Genomic DNA, 16,299 nt, shown 5'->3' with positions numbered 1-16,299 from the left:
ACACGAAGACGCCCGGTCCTGCGACCGGGCGTTTTTCTTTGCGTGTCACGCCTGCGCCGAGCGTCGTCCCAGCAGGGCGGTTGCGAGTCCCACGACCGTCAGGCCGAACATGAAGCCGATGGCGACGGTCAGGCGATGCTCACGGGCCGACACCTGGGCGCCGGCTTTGAGCATGTCGCCGTAGTGGCCGAAGAACGACATCCAGAACATTGCGCAGCCAAAGCCCCAGCCTGCAGCCAGAAAGCGCTCGCTGCGACGCCTGACGACGGCCAGCCCGCCACTCACCAGGAGGACCGCGGCGACATAGTCGACCACCCAGAACGGCCACCATTGCCAGTCGCCCCAGTTGCGCACCACCTCCAGCACCGCGCCCATCGATCCGAACACGATGGCCAACCAGGCCGACAGCCGCAGCATGACGCCCTCCCCTCCCGTTTGAGGCGAGACTACATCGAAATGCGAGATCAGGTCGAACGCCGGCAGCGCTTTGGACGAAGGAACGCCGATGGCGCGCCGGGAGGTCAGGCCGCCCGCGCCACCACCCGGTTTCGCCCGCCGGCCTTGGCTTCGTAGACCCCCTCGTCGGCCCGCTTGAGCAGAGCCTCGGGCTTGTCCTCGGGGCCACTGGTGGCGGCCACGCCGATGGAAATGGTCACGGTCAGCAGCTCGGCCCCGCCCATCACACGGAAGGGCGAGCCGGCGACGTGCAGACGAATGCGCTCGGCGATCCGCTCGGCGTCCTCCAGCCGCGTGTCCGGCATCACCACTACGAACTCCTCGCCGCCGTAGCGGCACGGCAGATCGATGGCGCGCACGTTGGAAGCCAGGCGCACGGCGAACTCGCGCAGCACCTCGTCGCCGACGTCATGGCCGTAGCCGTCGTTGATCTTCTTGAAGTGGTCGATGTCGATCAGCAGGCACGCCACCGGATCGCCGCCGTGGGTCGCCCGGCGCACCAGCGCCTCGAGCTGGCCGGTCATGTAGCGGCGGTTGTGCAGGCCCGTGAGCTGGTCGGTGACCGCCAGCTCCAGCGACTGGTCGAGATTGTCGCGCAGATAGTCGGTATAGCGCTTGCGGCGGATCTGGGTGCGGGCCCGCGCGGCCAGCTCCTGGGGATCGATCGGCTTAGCCAGGATGTCGTTGACGCCGATCTCCAGCGCCTTCACCAGCCGCGGCCGCTCATCGAAGTCGACGATGGCGAGCACAGGCAGGTGGCGCGTGGCCTCGTCAGTGCGCAACTGCGCAGCGAAGCGCAGGCCGTCAAAGCCGCGGGCCGTCGCATTGACGATCACCAGGTCCACCGGCCCCTTGGCGGTCAGCAGCGCCTTTTCGGCGTCGTTCTCGATCACCGGCCGATGCTCGATCGCCAGCTCGGCGCTCACGCGCTGCGCCTGGCGCTCGCTGTCGTCGACGATCAGCACCCGCCCGCCCGATCCGCCCAGCCGCGAGGCCGCGCCAGCGATCACGCCCATCCGGCGGCCCGAGGCCTCGCGTTCGCGCAGTTCGTCGATCACCATCTTCAGGCGCGTCAGGCTGCGCACCCGGGCGAACAGCATCACGTCGTCGATGGGCTTGGTCAGGAATTCGTCGGCGCCGGCCTCGAGGCCGGCGATGCGGTCGGCGCGGCCGTCGAGCGCCGTCACCAGCACGACGGGCACGTGGCGCGTCTCCGGATCGTCCTTGAGCCGGCGGCAAACCTGGAAGCCGTCCATGCCCGGCATCATCACGTCCAGCAGGACGATGTCCGGCTTTTCCTTGGCGGCCAGGGCCAGGGCGGTCGGCCCGTCGTTGGCCGTCAGCACCTCGTAGTACTCGGCCGTCAGCTTGGCCTCGAGCAACCGGACGTTGGCTTCGATGTCATCGACGACGAGGATACGGGCGGACATGACGGGCTAGTCCAACAAGCGGCGGATGGTTTCCAGGAAGTGCGAAACGGATATGGGCTTGGAAATATAAGCCTCGCACCCGCCTTCGCGGATGCGCTCCTCGTCGCCCTTCATGGCGAAGGCGGTCACCGCGACGACCGGAATGGAGGCGAGCTGGTCGTCCTCCTTCAGCCACTTGGTGACTTCGAGGCCCGATATCTCGGGAAGCTGGATGTCCATCAGAATCAGGTCGGGACGATGCTCGCGGGCCAGCGCAAGCGCCTGCAGCCCCTCGCGAGTCTGCAGGGTTTCATAACCCTGCGCATCGAGCAGATCATGAAAGAGCTTCATGTTCAGCTCGTTATCCTCGACGATGAGGACCTTCTTGGCCATTGTCGTCCCGACGATGCTTATGATCGGGCGGCGAATCGCGCGCCGTCCCCACCTTCTTTTGGTGTGATCGCACGGATATCCTTAAACCAGCGTTAGCCGCGAAGGACCCGCCTTGGCCGACACCGTCGTCCCCGCGCCCGACATCCGAGCCCCAGATCTGACGGGTCTGGGGGTCGATCCGAACCGCCCGCTCCTCATCGTCGATGTGGACGAGGTGCTTGGCCTGTTCATGCAGGGGTTCGGCCAGTTCCTGAAGGCGCGCGGGCTGGAGTTCCGCGTCGAGCGCTTCGCCCTGTTCCAGAACATCTACGAACCCGGCGCGGAGACCCACCTCGACATCGCCGAGGGCCGCCGGCACTACGACGACTTCTTTCGCTACGGCTGTGGAGAGATGGAGCCGGCGCCTGGCGCCGCGGAGGCCCTTCGCGCCCTCTCGCGCCGCGCCGGCGTGGTCATCCTGACCAATGCGCCCACCCAGGCGCGCCTGGCCCGCGCCCGCTGGCTGGGACGCCATGGCCTGGACTATCCGCTTGTCCTGAACAGCGGCCCGAAGGGGCCCTTAGCCGCCGCCCTGGCGGCGCAGGTCGCAGGCCCGGCCGCCTTCGTCGACGACCTGATCCCGAACCTCGACTCGGTCGCCGAGGCGGCGCCGCACGTGGCGCGCTTCCAGATGGTCGCAGACGAGCGCCTGCGCCCTCTGGCGCCCAGCGCGCCGGAGCGTCACCCGCGCATCGACGACTGGCGCCTGCTCGCCGACGCGGTCGCCGAAATCCTGGCCCGCGCCGAACGCGGCGCCGCCTGATCCGCAGGCTTGCGCGGAACAAATCGGGTATAACCCCTTCCATGATCCGCATCGGAGTCGACTTCGGCGGCACCAAGATCGAGGCCGCGGCGCTGGGCGCCGACGGCCGGATCCTGGCGCGCGTTCGCGGGGCCACGCCCAAGGACTACGACGGCGGGCTGGAGACCGTCCGCGGCCTCGTCGAGGAGGCCGAACGGCAGGCGGGCGCGCGGGCGCGCGCGATCGGCGTGGGCGGACCGGGCTCGCCCTCGCCGGCCACGGGCCTGATCCGGAACGCCAACTCCACCCAGCTCAACGGTCGCCCGTTCGCCGCCGACCTCGCCCGCGCCCTCGGCCGGCCGGTGCGCTACGCCAACGACGCCAACTGCCTGGCGCTGTCCGAGGCGCTCGACGGCGCGGGCGCAGGCGCGGGAACGGTCTTCGCCGCCATCCTCGGCACCGGATGCGGCGCGGGAGTGGTCGTGGACGGCCGCCTGGTCGAGGGACGCAATGGCGTCGCCGGCGAGTGGGGCCACATGCCCCTGCCCTGGCCGCGGGAGGAGGAGCGTCCGGGCCCCCGCTGCTGGTGTGGACGTGAGGGGTGCCTGGAGCTTTGGGTGTCGGGGCCGGGCCTCGCCCGCGACCACGGCGCCGGCCTGACCGCCGAGGCCGTGGCGGCGGCGGCGCGCACCGGCGACTCAGCCGCCTCTCAGGCCCTGGACCGCTATGTCGACCGCCTGGCGCGTGGGCTTGCGGTGGTGATCGACATCCTGGATCCCGACGTGGTGGTGCTGGGCGGCGGCATGTCGAACGTGGCCGAGCTCTATGAACGCCTGCCGGCGGCCGTCGCGCCGCACGTGTTCGCGGACGCGTGCGAAATCGCGGTCCGTCCGGCGGTCCACGGCGATTCCTCCGGCGTGCGGGGCGCCGCCTGGCTGTGGCCGCAGGAGGCCCTGGCGTGAGCGCCTTCTGCCGCGATTGCCTGCGCGTGGGCGCGGCGGCGCGGCGATGCTCCGCCTGCGGCTCGCCGCGGATGGTGGCGCACGAGGAGCTGGCGCGCCTGTCCATCGCCCACATGGACTGCGACGCCTTCTACGCCTCGGTGGAAAAGCGCGACCGGCCCGAGCTTCGCGACGTGCCCGTGATCGTGGGCGGCGGCAAGCGGGGGGTGGTCACCACCTGCTGCTACATCGCCCGAATGTCCGGGGTCCGCTCGGCGATGCCCATGTTCAAGGCCCTGCGCGCCTGCCCACAGGCCGTAGTGATCAAGCCGGATTTTCCCAAGTACCGCGCCGAGAGCCGGCGCATCATGGCCCTGATCGGCGAGCTCACGCCCCTCGTCCAGCCGCTGTCCCTCGACGAGGCCTGGATGGACCTTTCAGGCACCGAGCGCCTGCACGGGGCGTGGCCGGCGGTCACACTGGCGCGTCTGCAGGCGCGCATCGAGGCCGAGGTGGGCATCACCGTCTCCATCGGCCTCGCCCCCAACAAGTTCCTGGCCAAGATCGCCTCGGACCTGGACAAGCCGCGGGGCTATTCGGTGATCGGCGCCGCCGAGGCCGCCGCCTTCCTCGCGCCGCGCCCCGTGGGCCTGCTGCCGGGCGTCGGTCCGGCGATGGTCCGATCGCTGGAGGCCGCAGGCTTCTTCACCATCGGAGATCTGGCCCGCGGCGAGCCCAAGCGGCTCGTCCAGCTCTTTGGCGCGCATGGCCTTCGCCTGCACGGACTGGCGCAGGGCCGCGACAGCCGCCCGGTCGATCCCGACCAGGAGCGCAAGGGCATCAGTTCGGAGACCACCTTCAACGAGGACCACGCCGACCTCGCCGAACTCGAGGACCGCCTGGCGCCACTTTGCGACAAGGTGGCGCGCCAGGCGCGGGCGGCCGGGGTCGCAGGCCGGGTCGTGACCCTCAAGCTCAAGACCGACGACTTCCGCCTTCTCACCCGGCGCCGGGCGCTGCCGGTGCCGACCCAGACCGCCAAGACCCTGTTCGCCGTCGCCCGCACGCTGCTCGCCGGCGAGGTCGGCGCGCGCCGCTACCGGCTGATCGGGGTCGGTCTCGCCGAGCTGGTCGACGCCGACGCCGTGGAGGAGGACTTCTTCGCCGGCGATGAGCGCCGCGCGCTCGTGGAGGAGAAGACGATGGACGCGATCCGCGCCCGATTCGGCGCCCAGTCGGTCACTTCTGGCCGCGCCCTGCGCGCAAAGCCCCGCTCCGACGCCTGAACCGGCTTCCCCTACCCCTTGGCGGGTGTGCTAAAAACGACCATGGGCCGGAACTCTCACCCCACGCGACGATTTCGACCCTTCCAAAGCGGACTTATTTCCATATCTAATCCCTAGAGGCGGGGTCGAGGCCCTGCCAGGAGACCTGTTCGATGGCCGAGCGTAAGCAAGGTGATCAGGCGACCGGCGTCAGGTCGGCGGTGGTCACCCAGACCAAGCCGAAGACGCAGAAGCCGTCGATGTATCGCGTGCTGTTGTTGAATGACGACTACACGCCGATGGAATTCGTGGTCTACGTGCTTGAGCAGTACTTCAACAAATCGCGCGAAGACGCGACGCGGATCATGCTGCATGTCCACCAACATGGGGTCGGCGTGTGCGGCGTGTTCACATACGAGGTGGCGGAAACGAAAGTCGCTCAGGTCGTTGATACGGCGCGCCGTCATCAACACCCCCTTCAATGCACCATGGAAAAGGATTGAGAGGCCCTAGATTGCCCTCGTTTTCGCGACCCCTTGAAGAGTCCCTGCACCGCGCCGTCGCCTACGCCAACCAGCGTAAGCACGAGTACGCCACGCTCGAGCACCTGCTCCTGTCGCTGATCGACGACGAGGACGCCGCCGGCGTGATGCGCGCTTGCGACGTGGACCTCGGGGCGCTCAGGACCACCCTGACGAACTATGTCGACAACGAACTGCGCTCGCTGATCGTCGACGACGGCGAGGACGCCAAGCCGACGGCGGGCTTCCAGCGCGTGATCCAGCGCGCCGTCATCCACGTGCAGTCCTCCGGCCGCGAGGAGGTGACCGGCGCGAACGTGCTGGTGGCCATCTTCTCGGAACGGGAGAGCCACGCCGCCTACTTCCTGCAAGAGCAGGACATGACCCGCTATGACGCGGTCAACTACATCGCCCACGGCATCGCCAAGAAGGCCGGCGCCTCGGAAGCCAAGTCCGTCAAGGGCTCGGAGGACGAGGACAAGCCCTCGGTCAAGACCGGCGGCGAGGCGCTCGAGGCCTACTGCATCAACCTCAACGAGAAGGCCAAGCAGGGCAAGGTCGACCCGCTGATCGGCCGCTCGGCCGAGGTGGAGCGCTGCATCCAGATCCTGTGCCGCCGCACCAAGAACAACCCGCTGCTGGTGGGCGACCCGGGCGTCGGCAAGACCGCCATCGCCGAGGGTCTGGCGCGCAAGATCGTCAACGGCCAGGTGCCAGACGTGCTGTCCGGCTCGACCATCTTCTCGCTCGACATGGGCGCGCTGCTGGCGGGCACCCGGTATCGGGGCGACTTCGAAGAGCGCGTGAAGCAGGTCGTCAAGGAGCTGGAGAACCACCCCGACGCCATCCTGTTCATCGACGAGATCCATACGGTGATCGGCGCCGGCGCCACGTCCGGCGGGGCGATGGACGCCTCCAACCTGCTGAAGCCGGCCCTGGCCTCGGGCGCCCTGCGCTGCATGGGCTCGACGACCTACAAGGAGTTCCGTCAGCACTTCGAAAAGGATCGGGCCCTGGTGCGCCGGTTCCAGAAGATCGACGTGAACGAGCCGACCATCGAGGACACGATCAAGATCCTCAAGGGGCTGAAGACCTACTACGAGGAGTTCCACAAGCTCCGCTACACCAACGACGCCATCAAGGCGGCGGTGGAGCTGTCGGCCAAGTACATCACCGACCGCAAGCTGCCGGACAAGGCGATCGACATCATCGACGAAGCCGGCGCCAGCCAGATGCTGCTGCCGGAGGGCAGGCGCAAGAAGACCATCGGCCTCAAGGAGATCGAGGCCGTGGTGGCCAAGATCGCGCGGATCCCGCCCAAGTCGGTGTCCAAGTCCGACACCGAGGCCCTCAAGCAGCTCGAGACCGACCTCAAGCGCGCGGTCTACGGCCAGGACGAGGCGATCGAGCAGCTCTCCGCCGCCATGAAGATGGCGCGCGCGGGCCTGCGCGATCCGAACAAGCCGATCGGCTGCTACCTGTTCTCGGGGCCGACCGGCACCGGCAAGACCGAGACCGCCCGTCAGCTCGCCTCGACGCTGGGCATCGAGCTCCTGCGCTTCGACATGAGCGAGTACATGGAGCGCCACACGGTCAGCCGCCTGATCGGCGCGCCTCCCGGCTATGTGGGCTTCGACCAGGGCGGGCTTCTGACCGACGCGGTGGATCAGCATCCGCACGCGGTGGTGCTGCTCGACGAAATCGAGAAGGCGCACCCGGACGTCTACAACATCCTCCTGCAGGTGATGGACCACGGGCAGCTGACCGACTCCAACGGCAAGAAGATCGACTTCCGCAACGTGGTCCTCATCATGACCACCAACGCGGGGGCCGCCGACGCCCAGCGCAACTCCATCGGCTTCGGCCGCGGCAAGGCCGATCACGAGGCCGAAGAGGCGATCAAGCGCGTCTTCACCCCGGAGTTCCGCAACCGGCTCGACGCCATCGTCGCCTTCCGCGCCCTGACCCCGGAGATCATCCGCAAGGTCGTGCAGAAGTTCGTCATGCAGCTGGAGGCTCAGCTCGCCGACCGCCACGTCACCATCGAGGCGTCCGACGAGGCCACCGACTGGCTGGCCAAGAACGGCTTCGACGAGCTCTACGGCGCCCGGCCGCTGGCCCGGGTCATCCAGGAGCACATCAAGAAGCCGCTGGCCGACGAGATCCTGTTCGGCAAGCTGGTCAAGGGCGGCCACGTCAAGGTGGTCCTCAAGGACGGCAAGCTCGGCTTCGAGATCGAGGACGACGAGCGCGAGCCCGGCGCCCCCATCGTCGAGAATCCGGCGGAGGACGCCGCCGAACTGGCGGACTGATCCGGGCGCTCGCTGCGCCTCGCCTAGCCCAGGGAGCGCGTTTCGGCGCGCTCCCCGGTATTTTCTGCACTTTTTGGCTGCACGCGGCCGATTGACGCAGTAGGTGCTGTTCCTGACGCGGCTTCAGCCGGGTTCGGGTGGGATTGGGCATGACGGGGAAGATCAGGCTGTTCCGAAAGGCGCAGCCGCGGCGGTCGCCGTGGCTCGTGCCGTCGCTGATCCTGGCCTACGCCTTCGCCACCAGCCTGGCTACGATCTGGTCCCTGGGCTCGGGCGGCCTAGCCCTGTTTTGGCTCGGCAACGGGATCATGGCGGCGACCTTCCTGCTGCTGCCGGCCCGCACCGCCATTCCCCTGGCCCTGCTGTTCACCAGCTTCGACATGCTCGCGTCCGCCGGCAGCGGCGCGCCGCCGCAGAGAGTGGCCCTGATGGCCGGCTGCGACGTCGTGGAGTCGGTGCTCGCGGCGATCCTGATCCGCCGCTTCTGCGGCGCGGCCCTGGACATGACGCGGCCCCGGCGGCTGTGGAACCTGATCCTGTTCGCCGCCTTGCCATCCGCCATCGTCATCGGCTCGATCGGTGCGGCCATCTCCCATTTCCTCATGGGCGGACCGCCGTTCGCCGGCCTGTGGAGGTCGTGGGCGGTGGGCGATTTCCTCGGCATGGTGATCGCCGCGCCCGCGATCCTCACCCTCGCCCGCTTCCGGCGCTTCGACGTGACGGGCGCGGCAGGTCCCGTGGAGCGCACGCTCTGGCTCGTCCTGCTGGCGGTGGCCACGACCTTGATCTTCGTCCCCACCCGCCTGCCGGTCTCCTTCCTGCTGTTCCCCCTCGGGCTGGTGGTGATGACGCGGGTCAGCCCCCCGTACGCCATGATCTGCGTGGCCGTGATCGCACTCATCTCCGGTGCGGCGACCGTCGCCGGCCTCGGGCCCTTCGCGACGGACATGGAGCTCAGCCTCAACGCCCGCACGCTGGTGATGCAGGCCTTCGTCGCCTCGTTCCTGTTCACCGCCCTCACCCTATCCAGCCTGCTCTCCGAACGGCGACGCTCACAGGACCGCCTGATCCGCGCCCTCACCAAGGCCCGTGCCGCAAGGCGCGACGCCGAGCACGCCGCCGGGACCCGCTCGCGCTTCCTGGCGGTCATGAGCCACGAGATGCGCACGCCGCTCAACGGCATCGCCGGGTACGCCCAGCTTCTGTCCTCGCGGATGGACCTGCCGCCCATCGTCCGCCACCAGGTCGGCGCCATGCACGCCTCGGCCGACGTGCTCCTCGCCCTCATCAGCGACGTGCTCGACTTCTCCCGGGGCGAGGCCGGAGGCGCGCGCCTCGTCGAGGCGCCGTTCTCCCCGGCGGACGTCGCCGCGCGGGCTGCGGACATGGTGCGCCCGGTGCTGGAAGGCCGACCGATCATTCTTGGCGTCCACGTCGATGAGGCCTCGCGCCGCTGCCTGATCGGCGACGAGCGGCGCATCGCGCAGATTCTGCTCAACCTGCTTGGAAATGCAGTCAAGTTCACCCAGGCTGGCCGTATCGACGTCTCCCTGCGCACCTTGGCCAAGGAGCCTGACGGGCGCGTGCGACTGCGTTTCTCGGTCCGTGACACCGGCGTCGGCGTCGCTGCGGACAAGCTGGACCAGATCTTCCTTCCCTTCGCTCAGGGCGACGCCAGCAGCGCCCGCAGCTACCAGGGCGCCGGCCTGGGCCTCGCCATTTCCAAGTCCCTCGCCGAGCTGATGGGCGGACGCATCGGCGTGACGAGCCAGGAGGGAGAGGGGTCCGAATTCTGGTTCGAAGCGCCCTTCGCCCCGGCGCCTCAGGCGGAAAACCTGGCCGAGCGCGCGCGTCACGCCCAGGGCTCATGCGCGCCCGGGTCGAGCGGCGACGGCGCGCGCGTGCTGGTGGTCGACGACCATCCGATCAACCGCGAGGTCGCCCACCTGATGCTCGCTTCCGCCGGGTTCGAGGTGACCACGGTGGACAGCGCGGCCGCCGCCATCGAGGCCGTGCGCTCGGACGGCTACGACCTCGTGTTCATGGACATCCACATGCCGGGCATGGACGGCGTCCAGGCCTGCCGCGAAATCCGGGCGATCCGCGGGAGCGAGCACCTGCCGATCATCGCGATGACCGCCGCGGCCATGCCCGAGGACGTCGAACGCTGCCTTGCCGCCGGCATGGACGACCATCTGGCCAAGCCCATCCGCCAGGAAGAGATGATCGACAAGGCCGTCCAGCAACTCGCCCGGCGGCGCGTCAGCGCCTGAGCGGGATCAGGCGATCTTGTCGCTGATCTGGTCAGCCAGCCGCTTCAGCTCATCCATGTCGGCCATCCCTCCGTCGCCGTGACGGCCGAGGGCCACGCCCTCCCAGCGGGGGATGATGTGGACGTGCAGGTGATAGATGGTCTGGCCGGAGACCGCGCCGTTGAACTGGCTGATCATGATCCCGTCGGGGTTGAGCGCCGCCCGCACCGCCCGGGCCACGCGCTGCACGCCCAGGATCAGGTGGCTGAGCCGCTCCGGCTCCTCTTCCAGCAGATTGCGCGCCTGCGTGTGCTTGGGAATCACCAGGGTGTGGCCGCGCGCCTGGGGAAAGACGTCCATGAAGGAAAAGACGTGCTCGTCCTCGAAGACCCGCGCGCAGGGCATCTCGCCGCGCAGGATCTTGGCGAAGATGTTGGCGTCGTCGTAGGTCCCGTCCAGGCTCATCGCGTGCTCCCTGATGTGCGCGCTCGTCGTATCAAATCCCGCAGGTGGGTGGAACGTACGGCGCGCCCGTCTCAGCGCCCGGAGGCCAGCCGCCAGTCCAGATGGCTGCGCACCGTGGGCCACTCGTGAGCCAGGATCGAGTAGACGCACGTGTCGCGTAGCGTGCCATCGCGGCTTCGCACGTGGTTGCGCAGAACGCCGTCCAGCTTGGCCCCCAGGCGCTCGATGGCGCGGCGGCTCTGGTGATTGAAGAAGTGCGTGCGGAACTCGACGGCGATGCAGTCCAGCGCCTCGAACGCGTGCGCCAGCAGCATCCGCTTGCATTCGGTGTTGATCGCCGTGCGCTGCACCGAAGCGCGATACCAGGTGCTGCCGATCTCCACCCGGCGGTTCGCCGCATCGATGTTCATGTAGGTGGTCATGCCGACCGCCCGGCCGCTGCGCAGGTCGATCACCGCAAAGGGCGACATCTGCCCGCGGGCGCGCAGGTCCAGCCGCCGGGCGATCTCGGCGTCCATGCCCGCAGGCTCGGGGATCCAGGTGTACCAGAGCCGCCAGAGCTCCCCGTCGGCCACAGCCTCGGCAAGATCCGGCGCATGCGCGGGATCCAACGGCTCCAGGCGGGCATGGGCGCCGGTGAGCACCACCTGGTCGGGCCAGGGAGAAGGAAGATCTGCTGAGCTCATGTCCCTTGCCTGATCCCTTATTTATCAAGGGTTCGCAAGGGAGCCGTTTTCGGCCGCTCCGGCAAAACCCGACTGGAAAACCAGCGTTGGCGACAAAGGTGCGCAAGTCGCAGCCTCTTCGCGTAAGCGTCGCCGAAGCGTCATCGCCCGCCCCTATCGCACCGCGTTCTCAGCGAGGGGATAGGACAATGACCAGCAAGTTCGCACTCTTTCTCGGCGCCAGCCTGGCGACGCTGGCGATCGCCGGCGTCGCCCACGCGCAGGATGCGACCGGCTATGGCGCCGAGGTCGAGGAATTGATCATCACGGCCCAGATGCGCGAGCAGAAGTCGATCGAGGTGCCGATCGCGATCACCGCCTATGGCGACGACGCCCTCGACCGTCTCGGCGTCCAGGAATTCGAGGAGCTCTCCCTCTTCGTGCCGGGCTTCGAGGTGCAGAACCAATCGCCGAACAATCCGGGTTTCGTGATGCGCGGCATCACCTCGGACTCCGGCGAGGCGACCAATGAGCCGCGCGTCTCTGTGTTCCAGGACGGGGTGTCCATCTCGAAGTCCCGCGGCTCCTACGTGGAGTTGTTCGACCTCGAACGGGTGGAAGTCGCCAAGGGGCCGCAGTCGACGCTCTATGGCCGCGGCGCGCTCATCGGCGCGGTGAACCTCGTCCAGGCCAAGGCCGATCCCTCGCGCCTGGCCGCAGCTTCGAAGGTGGAGGTCGGCAACTACGGCTACGCCATGTTCGAGGGCATGCTGAACGTGCCGGTGAGCGACAGCTTCGCCGTCCGCTTCGCCGGTCGGCTCAAGGCGCGCGACGGTTTCGTCGACAACCTCCTCGGCGGCGAGGACTTCAACTCCACCGACACCCAGGCCTTCCGCCTGGCCATGAAGTGGCGTCCGAGCGACCGCTTCAGCGCGGACCTGATCGTGAACTACGAGCAGGACACCCCCTCGGGCACCTCCTTCAAGTCGCTGACCTTCGCCCCCACGGACCCGACGAGCGGGGCGGTCATCGGCGATCTGGGCCGCAACTCCGGCGCAACGCTCTCGTCCTCCGACGGCTTCCTGGGCGGCAAGGACCTGGGGCTGGACCGGACGGTCTGGGGCGTGACCGGACTGGCCACCTATCGGTTCTCCGACGACCTCACCCTGACCTCGATCAGCGCCTATCGGGAATTCGACAGCCTGGAAGTGTTCGACCCCGACGGCTTCTCGCTGCCGCTCTTCGTGTTCGCCGAAGACGCGCAGGGCGAACAGGTGAGCCAGGAGCTGCGCCTGAACTACGACGCGGGCGGCCGCATCACCGCATTCGGCGGGATCAGCTATTTCCACGAGGACGGCTCCCAGGCGGTGCCCCTGCAGTTCAATGAGAAGATCTACGCCCTCTACGCAGGTGGGGCGCTGCGCGCGCCCAACGGCTTGTCGCTGCCGACGGTCAACGCCCTGGCTCCGGCCGCTCTTAAGTCCGCTCACCGGGAAACCTACGCCAACTACGGCGAAACCACCGCCTATGACGTCTTCGCCGACGCCACGTTCAAGCTCACCGATCAGGTCGAACTGACCGCCGGCGTCCGCTACACCTCAGAGGACAAGACCAGCGGCTATCAGGCCTATCTCGTGAACGGCGGCTCGGTGCTGGCTGGAAGCACGGCGGTGCTGGCGCGGGGGCTGTTCGTCCAGCCCACCGCCGGCGGGGCGGTCCAGTCCCAGGACATCTCCGATTCGGGCCTCACCTATCGCCTTGTCGCCCGCTATGCGCCGGCCGAGGGCCTGAGCCTCTACGGGTCCTACGCCCGGGGCCGCCGGCCCAAGGTGCTGAGCGTCGGCTCGCCGACCACGCCCGGCGGCTCCGTCCGCTTCACCGAGCTGCCGGCTGAACAGGTGGATTCCTATGAGATCGGCGCCAAGGGCGAACTCCTCTCGCGCCGGCTGATTCTCGAGGGGTCGGTCTATCACTACACCTACGAGAACTTCCAAACCTCGGTGATCAACAGCGCCGGCCAGATCGTCGCCACCAACGCCGGCGAAGCGGACGCGACCGGCTTCGAGGGCCAGTTCACCTATCGGCCGACGGGGTTGTTCGAAATCTTCGGCACCTATGGCTACAGCCACGCGCGGTTCGGCAACGGCCTGTTCGAGGGCAACAGCTTCCGACTCTCGCCTGACCACTCGGTCTCCCTCGGCCTTCGCGCGGCCCTGCGCCTGGCGGGCGGGGAACTGGCGTTCGTGCCAACCTACACCTGGCAGTCGAAGGTCTATTTCGACAGCAACAACGACCTGCCCCAGTTCCAGACCAGCGACAGGATCCAGGACGAGGTGCAGAAGGCGTACGGACTCCTCAACCTGCGCGTGGCCTACCAGCGCGATGAGGCGCCCTGGAAGGTGGAAGCCTTCGTCACCAACGCCCTGGACCAGGACTACATCAAGGACGCCGGCAATACCGGCGACGCCTTCGGCATCGCCACCTTCATCGCCGGCGAGCCCCGCTACTACGGAATCGGGTTCTCGATGCGCTACTAGGCCGGGCGGCTGGCGGGGCTCACCCCTTGCGAAAGGGCGAATACTCCTCCGCCAGCCACTCCATTTCGCCGTCGACCGCCGCCCGTTCCTGCTCGACGAAACGCTCCACCGGCCCGCGAAGGGCGGGATCGGCGATGTAGTGTGCGGAGCGGACGGGCACGGGCAGATAGCCGCGCGCGATCTTGTGCTGGCCCTGGGCGCCGGCCTCCACCCGGGCGAGCCCGCGGCCGATAGCCCATTCGATCGCCTGGTAGTAGCAGAGCTCGAAGTGGAGGAAGGGCACGTCCTCGATGCAGCCCCAGTTGCGCCCGTAGAGGCAATCCTCCCCGATCAGGTTCAGCGCGCCGGCGATGTACCGGCCGTCGCGCCTGGCCATGACAAGCAGGACCCGATCAGCCATCCGCTCGCCCAGCAGCGAGAAGAACAGACGGTTCAGGTAGGGCCGGCCCCACTTGCGCGAACCGGTGTCCATGTAGAAGGCGAAGAAGGCGTCCCAGCAGTCCTCTGTCAGGTCCTTGCCGGTCATCGCCAGGATCTCGAGCCCCGCCTGGGCGTCGCGCCGCTCCCGGCGGATGGTCTTGCGCCGCCCAGAGGACAGGGCCCCGAGGAAGTCCTCGAAGTCCCCGTAGCCCGCGTTGAGCCAGTGGTACTGTTGGCCCTGGCGCAGCGAGAGCCCCTGCCCGCCCATCCAGAGCCATTCCGCTTCGGTCGGGAAGTTCACGTGCAGCGAGGAGGCGCCGTAGCGCTCACACACCGTCAGCGCGCCGCCAAGCAACATGCGCCAGGCCTCTTCGGGCTGCACGTCCGGCCGCCCGAGTAGGCGCGGGCCGGTGGCCGGCGTGAACGGCGCGGCCGAGAGGAGCTTCGGATAGTAGCGCCCGCCCGCCCGCTCATAGGCGTCGGCCCAGGCGTGGTCGAAGATGTACTCGCCCTGGCTGTGGGACTTCAGATAGAGCGGCGCCACCGCGCCCACGCGCCCCCGCTCGTCCTCCACCGCCAGGTGCTGCGGCCCCCAGCCCATGCGCTCGACCGCGCAGCCAGAGGCCTCGAGGATGTCGAGGAAGTCGTATGAGACGAAGGGATTGCCTGCATAGGCCGGGTTCGTGGCGCAGGCGTCCCAGGCTTCGCGGCCGATCTCGGCGATGCGCCGGTGGATCCGAACCGCCGGCTTCAGCGTCACGCCGCAAAGCCCTCGAAGATCAGGTTGTCGCAGTGGGGCCGCAGCCGCTCCCATTCCGCCGGATCGCGCACCGTCCAGCAGACGACGGGCATGCCGCTTTCACGCAGTTCGGCCGCCCGCGCGTCCGGCAGCATCTCGGTATGGAGGGCGAGGAAGTGCGGCCGCGCGATCTCCACATGCTCCAGCCGGGCGAAGGAGCGGCGCTGCTCCTCGGACAGGCTCTTCGGGGGCGCGGGCTTGTCGCTGTAGCTGTAGCTGTCCAGCCCGCGCAGCACGCCGGGGAAGCGGTCGGCGAACCAGGCGTGGGAATAGGGATTGAAGCCGATGACGCAGGCGGGACCGGCGTGATCGATCAGGATCTCATGCACCCGCTGCTCGAGCGGCCCCACCTGCCCGTAGGCGGTCTTCAGCTCCACATGCACCATGCCGCGCTTGCCGATGACGGCCAGGGCCTCCAGCAGGGTCGGGATGGGCTCGTCGGTGCCCGCCAGGCGCAGCTCGCCCAGTTCGGCCGCCGTGCGCTCGCCGATGCGGCCCTCCGCCCCGGTCATCCGCGCCAGCTTCTCGTCGTGGAAGACCATCGCCTCGCCATCCGCGGAGAGGTGGACGTCGAGTTCGACCCCATAGCCTGCCGCGCAGGCGGCCTGAAAGGCGGCGAGCGAGTTCTCCGGCGCGCCGTCCTTCGACCACAGGCCGCGATGCGCCACCGGCGGGTGGAAGAGAAGGTCCCAGGCCTCGCCAAACCGCGCCTTCACGCCAGTTCCACCACCGCATCGACCTCGACGGCGAAGTTCATCGGCAGGCGGTAGACGCCTACGGCCGAGCGCGCGTGCCGTCCGGCGTCGCCGAACGCCTCCACCATCAGGTCCGACGCCCCGTTCACCACCTGCGGGATCTCGACGAAGGCGGGGCCGGCCTGAACGAAGCCTCCAAGCTTGACCACACGGGCCACGCGGTCGAGGTCGCCGTCGGCGGCGGCCTTCATCTGGGCGAGCAGATTGACGCCGCACAGGCGCGCGGCGCGCCGCGCCGCCTCCAGGTCGACGTCCTCGCCGACCACGCCCCGCACTCCGCCGGCGGCGTCGATCGACACCTGGCCGGAGATGTGGACGAGCGACCCGC

General features: G+C 68.6%; 15 protein-coding genes. 7 read left to right on the top strand and 8 right to left on the bottom strand.

Going from position 1 to position 16,299, the window contains the following annotated elements:
* Window positions 1-45 precede the first annotated feature (45 nt).
* The 3 genes from ACK4YQ_RS11170 to ACK4YQ_RS11160 all read right to left on the bottom strand — a co-directional run bounded on the left by ACK4YQ_RS11170 (window position 46) and on the right by ACK4YQ_RS11160 (window position 2,258).
* Entirely contained in the window at window positions 46-417 is a 372-nt protein-coding gene (locus ACK4YQ_RS11170; protein WP_409611362.1) for a hypothetical protein, read from the bottom strand.
* Window positions 418-521: 104 nt separating this feature from the next.
* A complete protein-coding gene (locus ACK4YQ_RS11165; protein ID WP_409611360.1) occupies window positions 522-1,886 on the bottom strand; it encodes a PleD family two-component system response regulator in 1,365 nt (454 codons plus the stop codon).
* A 6-nt stretch (window positions 1,887-1,892) separates the two neighbouring features.
* A complete protein-coding gene (locus tag ACK4YQ_RS11160; protein ID WP_409611358.1) occupies window positions 1,893-2,258 on the bottom strand; it encodes a response regulator in 366 nt (121 codons plus the stop codon).
* A gap of 112 nt (window positions 2,259-2,370) precedes the next feature.
* Between ACK4YQ_RS11160 and ACK4YQ_RS11155 the strand changes: the two genes are divergently transcribed.
* The 6 genes from ACK4YQ_RS11155 to ACK4YQ_RS11130 all read left to right on the top strand — a co-directional run bounded on the left by ACK4YQ_RS11155 (window position 2,371) and on the right by ACK4YQ_RS11130 (window position 10,351).
* On the top strand, window positions 2,371-3,060 hold the full coding sequence (locus ACK4YQ_RS11155) for a hypothetical protein (RefSeq protein ID WP_409611356.1): 690 nt from the start codon (window positions 2,371-2,373) through the stop codon (window positions 3,058-3,060).
* A 41-nt stretch (window positions 3,061-3,101) separates the two neighbouring features.
* Entirely contained in the window at window positions 3,102-4,001 is a 900-nt protein-coding gene (locus ACK4YQ_RS11150) for an ROK family protein (protein WP_409611354.1), read from the top strand.
* Window positions 3,998-5,266: a DNA polymerase IV gene (locus ACK4YQ_RS11145; RefSeq protein ID WP_409611352.1), complete on the top strand. Its 1,269-nt coding sequence runs from the start codon at window positions 3,998-4,000 to the stop codon at window positions 5,264-5,266. Before ACK4YQ_RS11150 ends, ACK4YQ_RS11145 begins: the two co-directional genes overlap by 4 nt.
* Window positions 5,267-5,418: 152 nt before the next feature.
* Window positions 5,419-5,748 (top strand): ATP-dependent Clp protease adapter ClpS, encoded by a 330-nt coding sequence (clpS, locus tag ACK4YQ_RS11140; protein ID WP_374570920.1) that lies wholly within the window; start codon window positions 5,419-5,421, stop codon window positions 5,746-5,748.
* Between the two features lie 11 nt (window positions 5,749-5,759).
* Window positions 5,760-8,078 (top strand): ATP-dependent Clp protease ATP-binding subunit ClpA, encoded by a 2,319-nt coding sequence (gene clpA, locus ACK4YQ_RS11135; RefSeq protein WP_409611350.1) that lies wholly within the window; start codon window positions 5,760-5,762, stop codon window positions 8,076-8,078.
* Window positions 8,079-8,227: 149 nt separating this feature from the next.
* A complete protein-coding gene (locus ACK4YQ_RS11130) occupies window positions 8,228-10,351 on the top strand; it encodes a response regulator (protein ID WP_409611348.1) in 2,124 nt (707 codons plus the stop codon).
* 6 nt (window positions 10,352-10,357) lie between these two features.
* On the opposite strand, the gene ACK4YQ_RS11125 is transcribed toward ACK4YQ_RS11130, so the two are convergent.
* Entirely contained in the window at window positions 10,358-10,795 is a 438-nt protein-coding gene (locus ACK4YQ_RS11125; RefSeq protein ID WP_409611346.1) for an HIT family protein, read from the bottom strand.
* 71 nt (window positions 10,796-10,866) lie between these two features.
* Window positions 10,867-11,481: a GNAT family N-acetyltransferase gene (locus tag ACK4YQ_RS11120; protein ID WP_409611344.1), complete on the bottom strand. Its 615-nt coding sequence runs from the start codon at window positions 11,479-11,481 to the stop codon at window positions 10,867-10,869.
* A 188-nt stretch (window positions 11,482-11,669) separates the two neighbouring features.
* On the opposite strand from ACK4YQ_RS11120, the gene ACK4YQ_RS11115 reads away from it, so the two are divergent.
* Window positions 11,670-13,997, top strand: a complete 2,328-nt coding sequence (locus tag ACK4YQ_RS11115) for a TonB-dependent receptor (RefSeq protein ID WP_409611342.1) — start codon at window positions 11,670-11,672, stop codon at window positions 13,995-13,997.
* Window positions 13,998-14,016: 19 nt separating this feature from the next.
* Here ACK4YQ_RS11115 and ACK4YQ_RS11110 read toward each other — a convergent pair whose 3' ends face one another.
* The 3 genes from ACK4YQ_RS11110 to ACK4YQ_RS11100 all read right to left on the bottom strand — a co-directional run.
* Window positions 14,017-15,177, bottom strand: coding sequence for a GNAT family N-acetyltransferase (locus tag ACK4YQ_RS11110; protein ID WP_409611340.1), 1,161 nt, complete (start codon window positions 15,175-15,177; stop codon window positions 14,017-14,019).
* Entirely contained in the window at window positions 15,174-15,932 is a 759-nt protein-coding gene (locus tag ACK4YQ_RS11105; RefSeq protein WP_409611338.1) for a glycerophosphodiester phosphodiesterase family protein, read from the bottom strand. The genes ACK4YQ_RS11110 and ACK4YQ_RS11105 overlap by 4 nt, the downstream gene beginning before the upstream one ends.
* Window positions 15,929-16,299 (bottom strand): RidA family protein (locus ACK4YQ_RS11100; protein ID WP_409611336.1); only part of this gene is annotated, 371 nt, incomplete at its 5' end. The genes ACK4YQ_RS11105 and ACK4YQ_RS11100, both read right to left, overlap by 4 nt.

This window comes from Phenylobacterium sp. (genome assembly GCF_046291545.1).
GTDB lineage: Bacteria > Pseudomonadota > Alphaproteobacteria > Caulobacterales > Caulobacteraceae > Phenylobacterium.
This window is presented reverse-complemented; position numbering and strand designations above follow the sequence as displayed.